The sequence below is a fragment of the Vibrio sp. 1F279 genome, from assembly GCF_041439815.1.
GTDB classification, from domain to species: domain Bacteria; phylum Pseudomonadota; class Gammaproteobacteria; order Enterobacterales; family Vibrionaceae; genus Vibrio; species Vibrio tasmaniensis_A.
Genome location: NZ_JBGOOU010000025.1, coordinates 26208 through 38004, shown reverse-complemented (window position 1 = coordinate 38004; position 11797 = coordinate 26208). Strand labels below are relative to the sequence as shown.

The 11797-nt window shown below is 44.2% G+C and carries 10 protein-coding genes; all 10 read left to right on the top strand.

The features are described from left to right. The first annotated feature begins 50 nt into the window (after positions 1-50). Complete coding sequence (ndk, locus tag ACED60_RS17180) at positions 51-485, top strand: nucleoside-diphosphate kinase (RefSeq protein ID WP_371695571.1); 435 nt, start codon at positions 51-53, stop codon at positions 483-485. A 453-nt stretch (positions 486-938) separates the two neighbouring features. After that, positions 939-2081: a bifunctional tRNA (adenosine(37)-C2)-methyltransferase TrmG/ribosomal RNA large subunit methyltransferase RlmN gene (locus ACED60_RS17175; protein ID WP_009848292.1), complete on the top strand. Its 1143-nt coding sequence runs from the start codon at positions 939-941 to the stop codon at positions 2079-2081. Between the two features lie 441 nt (positions 2082-2522). Then, positions 2523-3479 (top strand): cytoskeleton protein RodZ, encoded by a 957-nt coding sequence (rodZ, locus tag ACED60_RS17170; protein WP_371728056.1) that lies wholly within the window; start codon positions 2523-2525, stop codon positions 3477-3479. A 7-nt stretch (positions 3480-3486) separates the two neighbouring features. After that, positions 3487-4608, top strand: a complete 1122-nt coding sequence (ispG, locus tag ACED60_RS17165) for a flavodoxin-dependent (E)-4-hydroxy-3-methylbut-2-enyl-diphosphate synthase (protein ID WP_009848294.1) — start codon at positions 3487-3489, stop codon at positions 4606-4608. A 70-nt stretch (positions 4609-4678) separates the two neighbouring features. Then, on the top strand, positions 4679-5947 hold the full coding sequence (gene hisS / locus ACED60_RS17160) for a histidine--tRNA ligase (RefSeq protein WP_009848295.1): 1269 nt from the start codon (positions 4679-4681) through the stop codon (positions 5945-5947). Between the two features lie 76 nt (positions 5948-6023). After that, positions 6024-6638 (top strand): YfgM family protein, encoded by a 615-nt coding sequence (locus ACED60_RS17155; protein WP_065678454.1) that lies wholly within the window; start codon positions 6024-6026, stop codon positions 6636-6638. Between the two features lie 10 nt (positions 6639-6648). Beyond that, positions 6649-7809 carry an outer membrane protein assembly factor BamB gene (gene bamB / locus ACED60_RS17150; RefSeq protein WP_371707476.1) on the top strand — a complete coding sequence of 387 codons (1161 nt, stop codon included), beginning with the start codon at positions 6649-6651 and terminating at the stop codon, positions 7807-7809. Between the two features lie 158 nt (positions 7810-7967). Further along, positions 7968-9449, top strand: a complete 1482-nt coding sequence (der, locus tag ACED60_RS17145; RefSeq protein ID WP_010440555.1) for a ribosome biogenesis GTPase Der — start codon at positions 7968-7970, stop codon at positions 9447-9449. A 133-nt stretch (positions 9450-9582) separates the two neighbouring features. Next, positions 9583-10503: an alanyl-tRNA editing protein gene (locus ACED60_RS17140; protein WP_371728055.1), complete on the top strand. Its 921-nt coding sequence runs from the start codon at positions 9583-9585 to the stop codon at positions 10501-10503. A 290-nt stretch (positions 10504-10793) separates the two neighbouring features. Next, positions 10794-11789, top strand: coding sequence for a diguanylate cyclase (locus tag ACED60_RS17135; RefSeq protein WP_371728054.1), 996 nt, complete (start codon positions 10794-10796; stop codon positions 11787-11789). Positions 11790-11797 lie beyond the last annotated feature (8 nt).

The following is an 11797-nucleotide window of genomic DNA, read 5'->3' as shown; positions in this document are numbered from 1 at the left end:
CTTAGTAATTTCAGTATTTAATAACAAAAAAATGAAGTGAAGGAATCCCTATGGCTCTAGAAAGAACGTTCTCAATTGTTAAGCCGGATGCAGTTAAGCGTAACCTTGTCGGTGAAATCTACCACCGCATAGAAAAGGCAGGCCTAGAAATTATTGCTGCTAAAATGGTTCGTCTTACTGAAGAACAAGCAAGTGGCTTCTACGCAGAACACGAAGGCAAAGAATTCTTTCCGGCTCTTAAAGAGTTTATGACTTCTGGTCCTATCATGGTTCAAGTACTTGAAGGCGAAAACGCGATTGCTCGTTACCGTGAATTGATGGGCAAAACAAACCCAGGAGAAGCAGCATGCGGCACTATCCGTGCTGACTACGCTATCAGCATGCGTTACAACTCAGTACACGGCAGCGATAGCCCTGAATCTGCGGCTCGCGAAATCGAATTCTTCTTCCCAGAATCTGAAATTTGCCCGCGTCCAGCTGAATAAGCAGACAACAGCAAGTCTCAATAAAGGCTTCACTTCGGTGAAGCCTTTTTCGTTTCTGGTGAGCTCTAGTGTTTTTTCGGTAGTGACGAGGGAAGCTGTTGGGAGTCTCAGTGTGCTGTCGGAGATTCCAGTACCTCGTTCCTCGGTTCTGGAATGACGAACAAGTCGCGTTAGTTGTAAGGCTGCGAAGATAACGAGCAGCGTTAGTAGGAGGTCGGAGAGGGCGCGAGTATTAGGTGGTTAAAGCCCGTCATTCCCGAAAGCGACGGAGGAGCGTAATCGGGAATCTCTCTTTGAATTGGCCGAACTTAAGCAGGTAAATTTGACTGTGTAAATTTTAATCACTTAAGTTTGAATGTCTTAGTAAACACAAGGTTTTACAGTGCTTGTTGAAGTTGCGTAAAGGCTGTACAATTCGCGCCCTTAATTATTGTTCCGTCATTGAGAGGCATCATGACCACAGCTAAAGTCAATCTACTCGATTTTGATCGTAAAGGTCTTCGTAAATTTTTCACAGAAGAACTGAATGAGAAAGCGTTTCGAGCAGAGCAAGTGATGAAGTGGATTTATCACTTCGGTGTCGATGACTTCGAACAAATGAACAACATCAACAAAAAGTTACGTGAGAAACTGCTGCATCGCTGTGAGATTGTTGCACCTATCGTTTCTGAAGCTCAGCACTCTGCGGATGGCACCATTAAATGGGCGATGAGCGTTGGTGACCAAGACGTTGAGACTGTATACATCCCAGATGGTGACCGTGCGACGCTATGTGTTTCTTCGCAAGTAGGCTGCGCGCTTGAATGTAAATTCTGCTCTACGGCTCAACAAGGCTTCAACCGTAACCTGAAAGTTTCAGAGATCGTTGGTCAAATCTGGCGTGCTGCACGTGAAATCGGTTTAGAGAAAGAAACGGGTCGTCGTCCAATTACTAACGTCGTAATGATGGGTATGGGTGAACCTCTATTGAACATGAAGAACCTAATTCCATCATTGGAGCTGATGCTTGATGATCTGGGTTTCTCACTGTCTAAGCGTCGTGTAACAGTATCAACATCTGGTGTTGTTTCTGGTCTTGATCAGATGACAGACAACATCGATGTCGCTCTGGCGATTTCTCTACACGCACCAAACGATGCACTACGTAGCCAAATCATGCCAATCAACGACCGTTGGGATATCCAAGATTTCCTAGCATCGGTTCGTCGCTACATTGCATCTTCAAATGCTAACCGCGGCAAAGTAACGGTTGAGTACGTTCTGTTGGATCATGTGAATGATGATATGGACCACGCTCGTGAACTTGCTGAGTTAATGAAAGATACGCCTTGTAAGATCAACTTGATTCCATTTAACCCTTATCCGGGTTCGCCTTATAAGAAGCCAAGCAACTCTCGTATTGATCGCTTCCAAAAAACGCTGATGGAATACAACTACACAGTTACGGTTCGTAAAACACGTGGTGATGATATTGATGCCGCATGTGGTCAGCTGGTTGGTGATGTTATTGATAGAACCAAGCGTACTAAAATGCTGAAAGCCGCCTCTGAAGCTAACTTGATCGCAGGTGATGTGATTCAAGTAAAAGCGGTTTAAATACCATTTAGATCTAAACAAGCCAGAAGGATTCCTTCTGGCTTGTTGCTTTTCTGGAAGGTGAATTTCCAATAATTGGATTTTTTCCCCACGCTTTCTTACATTTTTCGTCAAATTTTGGACAAAACCATGAGCTGACGGTAAATTTTGTTTAAAGTGTTTTTGCCTTGCAATGGCATTAGCTTATGATTAACTCATCTTAAATTAATTTAAGTGCTCGCTTGTTACCCGATAATCGTCAATGTGTCTATTTAGGTTGGCTACTTGATAAACTAGCTTCCTGAGAAGGTCATCCATAGTCAATGGGTGATGTTCGTCTTTAAGGGTTGATGATTTAGATAACAGGAAAAATTCCACATAAAGTGGGTTGTTAGATTGAGCTTAAACGACAATAAAAATGCTCTCATCAACCTGCGATAATACTTTAGAAGTTCACTCTCTATGAACACAGAACACGAAACACAAACAAAAGAAACTGTCGCTCCAGAAATCGAAGCGGGAACGCTGCTTAAAAATAAACGAGAATCTCTTGGTTTAACACAAAAGCAGATTTCTGATCGTTTAAAGCTGCGCGTTACGCTGATCCAACAAATTGAAGAAAACCAATTCGAGTCAGATCAAGTTGCCACCTTTATGCGTGGCTACATTCGTTCATACGCGAAATACGTCAATCTTGACGAAAAGGTCGTATTGAGCGCACTCCATCATGCTGGTGACGCTCAACATCAAGAACAAGAAATGTTGAGCTTTTCTCGTAAGACTAAAACCGAGAAGCACAACAGCCGTATTATGATCCTTACTTGGAGCATTTTTGCGGTAATTGCGGGTATCTCCTCACTGTGGTGGTGGCAGAACCAACAACAAGACACCCTATCTCAATCTTTAGCTAATACTGAAAGCTCAGAAGAGCTAGCTGTAGAAGAATCACTTGCCCCTGAATTCACCTCTTTAGAAGTGATTGAAGCTGAACAAAATGAAGAGGGTACTTCTGTTGTTGAAGGTACTGATGACCTTGCTGCGATAAGCGATGCGGAAGATTCTGTTACATCAACTGACGAAACTACTGCACAGCAAGCAACAGAGACAGAACCAACTGCTGAAGTTGCTGCTAATGCTGTTAATGCAGAAGCTGTTGAAGCAAGCACTGCGTCTGAAGCTGTGATTAACGAGTTAGTGATGCAGTTCTCTGCTGATTGCTGGATCCAAGTGAAAGATGCTTCGGGCAAAACCTTGTCGACTGGCATCAAAAAAGCAGGCCAGTCGTTAAATCTATCAGGAACTGCGCCATATAAAGTGATTCTAGGTGCGCCAGAGGGCGTATCGATGACATTTGCAAGTGAACCTGTCGACCTTTCTGGGTATACTTCAGGCAAAGTAGCTAGAATAACCTTACCTTAGAGTTAATATGCAACACGAATCTCCTATTATTCGTCGCAAATCAACCCGTATTTATGTGGGTGATGTGCCGATCGGTGATGGTGCACCAATTGCTGTGCAATCCATGACCAACACAAGAACAACAGATGTAGCCGCGACCGTTGCTCAAATTAGAGCTCTGGAAAAAGTTGGCGCTGATATCGTTCGCGTATCTGTACCGACTATGGATGCCGCTGAAGCCTTTAAGCTAATCAAGCAGCAGGTCTCTGTTCCTTTGGTTGCTGATATTCACTTCGACTACCGTATCGCACTTAAAGTGGCTGAATACGGCGTTGACTGTCTGCGTATCAACCCAGGTAACATCGGTAACGAAAGCCGCATTCGCTCTGTTGTGGATTGTGCTCGTGATATGAATATCCCGATTCGTATTGGTGTTAACGGCGGTTCTCTTGAAAAAGAGATCCAAGAGAAATACACAGAGCCTACAGCAGAAGCGCTTGTTGAATCTGCAATGCGTCACGTAGACATCCTAGACCGTTTGAACTTTGATCAATTTAAAGTCAGCGTTAAGGCGTCTGATGTATTCCTAGCCGTCGGTTCTTACCGTTTGCTTGCTAAGCAGATTGATCAACCTCTTCACCTTGGCATTACCGAAGCGGGTGGTGCGCGTGCAGGTTCTGTGAAGTCAGCGGTAGGTTTAGGCATGCTTCTCTCTGAAGGTATCGGCGATACGCTGCGTATTTCGCTCGCGGCTGATCCTGTTGAAGAGATCAAAGTTGGCTTTGATATTCTTAAATCTTTGCGCATTCGCTCGCGTGGCATCAACTTCATTGCGTGCCCGAGCTGTTCTCGTCAAGAGTTCGATGTTATTAACACCGTTAATGCCCTTGAAGAGCGCCTAGAAGACGTGATTACTCCAATGGATGTATCTATCATCGGTTGTGTGGTTAACGGCCCTGGTGAAGCTGAAGTGTCTCACTTAGGTCTAGCTGGTAGTGCACGTAAGAGTGCTTTCTACGAAGACGGTAAGCGTCAGAAAGAGCGCTTCGATAACGATGACCTTGTCGACAAACTTGAAGCTAAGATTCGTGCAAAAGCATCAGTGCTTGATAAAGCAAATCGCATTGATGTAGAAAACTTAGAAGATTAATACAACGCGATGGGGTGTGATTGTCTATTCGCACTGATACCTGGTCGTGAGAAATTACGGAATAAATACTGTGGCTAAAAATATCCAAGCAATTCGAGGCATGAACGACTGCCTTCCAACTCAATCACCACTGTGGCAGAAAGTAGAAAGCGCAGTTAAAAGTGTGGTGAGCGCATACGGTTACAACGAAGTACGTATGCCTATCGTTGAAGAAACAAACCTATTTAGCCGTGCGGTTGGTGAAGAGACAGACGTTGTTTCTAAAGAGATGTACACCTTTGATGACCGCAATGGTGACAGTCTAACGCTGCGTCCAGAAGGAACAGCAGGTTGTGTACGTTCATGTATTCAAAACAGCCTTATTAACCGTGATGAACAGCGCCTATGGTACATGGGCCCAATGTTCCGTCACGAGCGTCCTCAAAAAGGTCGTTACCGTCAATTCCACCAATGTGGTGTTGAAGTGTTTGGCCTAGACGGCCCAGACGTTGACGCTGAACTTATTATGATGACAGCACGTCTATGGCGTGAACTAGGTATCGATAAGCACGTTCGTCTTGAATTGAACTCAATCGGTTCTCAAGAAGATCGCGTAAGCTACCGTACTGCGTTAGTGGCTTTCCTTGAGCAACACATTGATGTGCTAGATGAAGACTGCAAACGTCGCATGCACACTAACCCTCTACGTGTTCTGGATACTAAGAACCCGGATGTTCAAGCTATCTTAGGTGACGCACCTCGACTATCTGAATATCTAGGTGAAGAATCGAAGCAACATTTTGCTGGTTTGTGTGAACTTCTTGACGCTGTTGGTATCGAATACCAAGTTAACGAGCGTCTAGTACGCGGCCTAGATTACTACAACCGCACCGTATTTGAGTGGATCACAGACAGCCTTGGTGCCCAAGGTACAGTATGTGGTGGTGGCCGTTACGATGGTCTTGTTGAACAACTCGGCGGCAAAGCAACCAATGCTGTTGGCTTCGCTATGGGTCTAGAGCGTCTAGTCCTTATGATGGAAACGCTAGAACTTACAGAAGTTCGTCGTAGTGTTGACGTATACATGGTTGCTGCTGGCGAAGGTACAATGATCGCGGGCATGCAGTTAGCGAATCAATTACGCGATAACGTTGAAGGCGTACGTGTGATGAACCACTTCGGTGGTGGTAACTTCAAGAAGCAATTCAAACGTGCTGACAAAGTAGGTGCTGTTGTGGCGTTGGTACTTGGTGAGAACGAAGTTGCTGACAATACAGTTGTGCTAAAAGATTTGGTTGGCGGCGAGCAACAAACCGTGTCTCAAACGGAAGTTGCAGAAAAAGTTGCTGCGTTAATCTAAGCCATTGAGCAAACGCTCATCATGAATATCAACGTCAGCACTATGCTGGCGTTTAAAGAATTAAAGAGGACAGGAAGTGGAACTTTACGATAGCGAAGAGCAACAAGTTGAAGCCATTAAAGATTGGTGGAAAGAGAATGGCAAAGCCGTAATCTTTGGTGCGGTTATTGGTTTAGGTGGCCTATTTGGTTGGCGCTATTACCAAGATTCAGTCGTTGAAGCGCGTGAAGCCGCTTCAGAAAGCTACACCTCTGCAATCTCAGCTCTAGATGCTAAAGGCGTTGATGCTCAATCTGATATTCAAGCTTTCATCGACGCAAACAAAGACGCTGAATATTCAGTACTTGCTGCTATGCAATTAGCAAAAGCGCAAGTTCAAGCGGGTGACCTTACAGCTGCACTAGAACAACTTGAGTGGGCAAAATCGGCAACTAAGGACGCGGCATTAGCGCCACTACTGACTTACCGTGTTGCTCGTATCAAAGCTGAGCAAGGTGAATTTGACGCAGCATTGACTGATCTTGAAGCGATGACTGACGAATCTTGGAAAGGCCGTGTTGCTGAACTGCGTGGTGATATCTCACTTCGTAAAGGCGACACAGATGCAGCTTACAGTGCATACTCTGAAGCTCAACAAGCTGCTGATGCGAGCCAAACGCTTCAAATCAAACTTGACGACCTAGCTAAATAAGGCGCTTTGAATGAAGAAGATGTTTCCAAAAGCGGCGTTGTGTGCGATTGCTCTTGGCCTGCTAGCGGGCTGTGCAAGTGAAGAAGACACCGTAATCATGGCACCAGTACCAACGGTAAACAGCGAGTTTACTCCTAGCCAGGAATGGTCTACGTCGGTTGGTGATGGTGTTGGTCACTACTTTTCAAAACTAACGCCGGAATTGGCTTACGACAAAGTATTTGTTGCAAGCCGTGAAGGTATGGTTAAAGCGCTTGACCCTGAAACAGGTAAAGAGCTTTGGAAAGTCGATCTTGAGAAAGAAGTACTGGCTCGTTTATCGGGTGGCTTAACGGCAGCTTACGGTAAGGTATTTGTTGGTTCTGAAAATGGCGAAGTGATCGCGCTGGATGAATCAACCGGTGAAGAGCTGTGGCGTGTATCAGTGAATGGTGAGGTGCTTGCATCCCCTGCAACTGAAAGCAACATGGTTATTGTTCATACCAGTCGTGGCATGTTGACCGCGTTAGATCAAGAAAGCGGTGAGCAAAAATGGACCATCAGTACCGAAGTACCAAGCCTAACACTTCGTGGCGATAGCTCGCCTGTTACTGTTTCAGGTGGTGTATTCTGGGGTACGGCAAATGGTCGTTTAGCCGCAGCTATCGTTGATCGTGGTCAGCTTATTTGGCAACAGCCAGTAGGCACGCCAAAAGGTGCAACGGAAATCGATCGTTTAGTTGATGTGGATGCATCACCGGTTGTTCTTGGTGGCACCCTGTATACCGTAGGTATCAATGGTCAGCTGATTGCTATCGATCTTCGTTCTGGTAAGCCAATTTGGAAGCGTAACTACTCGTCAGCGATTGATTTAGCGAGTGATGGTAGCCGTTTGTTCGTTGTTACTGACAAAGACCATGTGGTTGCGGTTGATGCGCGTAGTGGTACTGAACTGTGGAGCACTCCATTGTTAGAAAACCGCTTACTGACAGCACCTGCTATTATTAATGGTTATGTAGTTGTTGGTGATACTGAAGGTTATCTGCACTGGTTAGATCGTTCATCGGGTGAGTTTGTTGCTCAACAGTTGGTCGATGATAGCGGCTTTGCGGTTGCGCCAATTGAAATGCCTGAAGGCTACTTAGTGACGACTCGCAATGGCGATGTAAAGAAACTAACGATTAGCCAATAAAAGCGTGATATAATTCACAGTCGGCTCCTGGTTGGTAACAGCTAGGAGCCGTTTTGTTGTTATAAATTAATAAACCGTGTGGTTATAGGTAAGAGTTTAAACTTGCGATCAAGTGCTTACCTATAACTACATTTAGAGAAGAAATTGTAGAGGTTGTTATGGTACCTGTTGTTGCTCTAGTAGGGCGTCCGAACGTAGGTAAATCTACGTTATTTAACCGATTGACTCGAACTCGTGATGCATTGGTTGCGGATTTCCCTGGCTTAACGCGTGACCGTAAATACGGTCATGCTCATTTTAGCGAGCATGACTTTATTGTTATCGACACTGGTGGTATCGACGGTACCGAAGAAGGTGTTGAAACTAAAATGGCTGAACAGTCGCTAGCGGCGATTGATGAAGCTGATGTCGTTCTATTTATGGTAGATGGCCGTGCGGGTCTAACACCTTCAGACGTAGCTATTGCTAAGCACCTTCGTCAACTAGAAAAGCCTTCAATGCTAGTAGTAAACAAGGTTGATGGTATCGACCCTGATGCTGCAAGTGCTGATTTCTGGCAACTAGGCGTAGAAGACATGTACCAAATCGCTGCAGCGCACGGTCGTGGTGTAACTGCGTTGATTGATCTTGCTCTAAACCCATTCGCTGAAGCGTTAAAAGCTGAGAATGGCGAAGTAAGCGATTTAACTGAATTTGAAGACGAAGAAGAAGAGCAAGTTGATTTCACTGAAGAAGAAGCGGAAGAAGAATTCAAGCGCCTTCAAGATCAACCGATTAAGCTAGCGATCATTGGTCGTCCAAACGTAGGTAAATCAACACTAACTAACCGTATTCTTGGTGAAGAACGTGTTGTTGTTTACGATATGCCAGGTACAACTCGTGACTCTATCTACATTCCGATGCAGCGTGATGAGCGTGAATACGTTCTGATTGATACTGCGGGTGTTCGTCGCCGTAAAAATATCAACGAAACAGTTGAGAAGTTCTCAGTGGTTAAAACACTGAAAGCGATTGAAGATGCTAACGTTGTATTACTGCTTATCGATGCTCGCGAGAACATCTCAGATCAAGATCTAAGCTTGTTAGGCTTTGCGTTGAATGCTGGTCGTTCAATTGTTATTGCCGTAAACAAGTGGGATGGCCTAGATAACGACGTTAAAGATCGTGTTAAGAAAGAACTAGATCGTCGTTTAGGTTTCGTTGATTTCGCACGTATTCACTTTATCTCTGCACTTCACGGTACTGGTGTTGGTCACTTGTTTGAGTCTGTTCAAGAAGCTTATAAGTCAGCAACGACTCGTGTTGGTACTTCTGTTCTTACTCGTATCATGAAGATGGCGACTGATGATCACCAACCACCTATGGTTCGTGGTCGTCGTGTTAAATTGAAATACGCGCACGCTGGTGGCTACAACCCACCGATTATCGTTATCCACGGTAACCAAGTACGTAACTTGCCAGATTCATACAAACGATTCTTGATGAACTACTACCGTCGTTCACTAGAAATTATGGGTACACCTATTCGCATTCAATTCCAGAACAGCGAGAACCCATTTGAAGCTAAGACTAACAAGCTGACAATTTCTCAAGAACGTAAACGTAAACGTATGATGAGCATGGTTAAAGGTCGTAAGTAAACCTTTCCAATAGATTTGATACCCGAGCCTGTCTCGGGTATTTTTTTAAGTAAAATTCACGTTAAGCCATAACAATATGTTTTCGTATCGCTATGGCTTAACGAATCAGACTCGATTCCAAAAGAAGAATGATATGGCCACTAGAGATTTGAATACACCTGCGACATCCATGAAACCAACAATAGTCGTCACACCAACCATCACTCAATTTTGTCATCAAACTTGGCTGCTCAATGCAAAAGCAGTGTACGTTGAAAGTGACGACAGCAAAACTTACTTGATCACTGACGTGACACCTTTCCACCCTGTGAGTCATATTTGGCCCGATCACCCAGCAGACCGAGGTTTTGTCAGCGTAGGTGGCGAACAGTATATTGTTGAAGATTGCCTTGTTGGTGCAATAGAGCAATCTACTGGAAATCTTTATATTGCAGCAGATATCCCTGTTAAGCGTGATACGGAAGGGTGGGCGTTTGTGGTTGTCCACCAACTACCTGTATCAGCTTCTATTATTAAAATTGGCGATGAAGTTGAGTTGTCGGTTGATAAAGAGCACCAAGCCAGTTTGAGCCGCGGTCATAGTGCCGGACATATTGCCTTCTTAGCCTTGAATAAAGTATTAGCTGAGAGTTACTGGCGTAAAGATGCGGATAGAAAAGATCCACTCGGCAGCTATGACTTCAATAGCTACGCACAGGTGACTAGCTTTGTGACTCCAGAGTTGTGTACCGATAAGTATCGTTTAGGTAAAACATTGAAGAAACGCGGTCTGAACGTTGCTGACATGCTAACGAACCTTGATGGCATTGAGGCCAATATCAACCAGATGATTGCAGGCTGGCTTGCTGAATCGACTCTTGTAACGATGAGACTAGAAGGTGAGTCGTTAACAGACTCTCGCTACTGGGAATGGCAACTAGATGACGAGACTTTAGTGTCTATTCCGTGTGGTGGTACTCACATCGACAATACTTCAGAACTTAAGGCATTGTCGGTTAAGTTAACCCAATTAGATGACCAACATATCGAAATGCAGACGTGTGTCTCTCGATGATCTCAATTAAAGATCGAAAATAGATTGTTCTGCATTATTGGTTTTATTTGTTTGCTTCTAGTCATATATTCCATTGTAAATTGAAATGCAGTATATGTAACTTATGCTTTCGGTGTGTGGTGATATAAATATTCTTTTTGGGGTAGATCGCTGATCAAAGTAGATAAAGCAAAAGATCAACCTATGATCTTCGGTGGTGTGTTGTGGTAATTTAGTGTGTTAATATTGACCAGTATATAGGCTTGCATAAGAACAAGCTGTTCCCACCATATAATTGAAAGCTTTAGTGAATGAAACAACAATTTTTATTAGAAGGTCACCGAGCAGTAAACAGTTTGCTTCGAAAGCTTGCCCTTGGGTTGGATCGCAAAGAATTAAATCGCAAGATCATTCAACTCACCGAGCAGATTTTTGGTCAAAGGATGGCCTCTATCCTATTGCTAAGCCCCGAATCGAATACATTACATTTAGAATATGCTCCAAACTTGCCTGATTTTTATAACCAGCAGATAGAAGGGGTGGGGGTTGGTGCCGGAATTGGTTCTTGTGGCGAAGCGGCGGCACTTAAGAAAGCTGTCATGGTCTCCAATATTAATGCACACCCGAATTGGATTCCTTTCTTAGCCTTAACCAATCAGGCCAATCTTCATGCATGTTGGTCAGTGCCAATCATCTCTTCACATGGTCACGTATTAGGTACCTTCGCAATTTACAGTCAGTACATCTCTGAACCTCATGAGTTTGAACTTGAGATCTTAGAGTTATTGGCTTCTCTGTATTCAGTCGCGCTTGAAAAGTATGAGTTAGAGAATCAACTCAACTTTTTTGCCAATCGGGACTCCCTAACACACAGTTTGAATCGCCGAGCATTGCTGAGAGAAGCCGAGCAGGTGTTAACTAACCGGTGTTTTACTGAAAAAGTGATGGCATGCCTGTTTGTTGATGTCGATAAATTTAAGTCAATAAACGATACGTTTGGCCACAGCTTTGGTGATGATGTGTTGTTAGCCGTTGCAAAAGTGCTTGATGAGGCAACGACTGCCTGTGCCAAGATAGGGCACTATGGGGGCGATGAGTTTGTCGTGTTCTCTTGCTTTGATGATCAAGAAAGTGTGCTGAACTTTTATCGAAGCTTAGAAAGAACCTTGGAACAAGCGCTCTATATCGATGGCACTCAGTTTTCTGTCAGCGTTGGACTTTCTTATGATAAAGATCCTGAGTCATTGGAAGGCTTGATCGCACAAGCTGATAAGAACATGTACCAAATCAAGCAAGCTAAGTCTTAGCAGTAGTA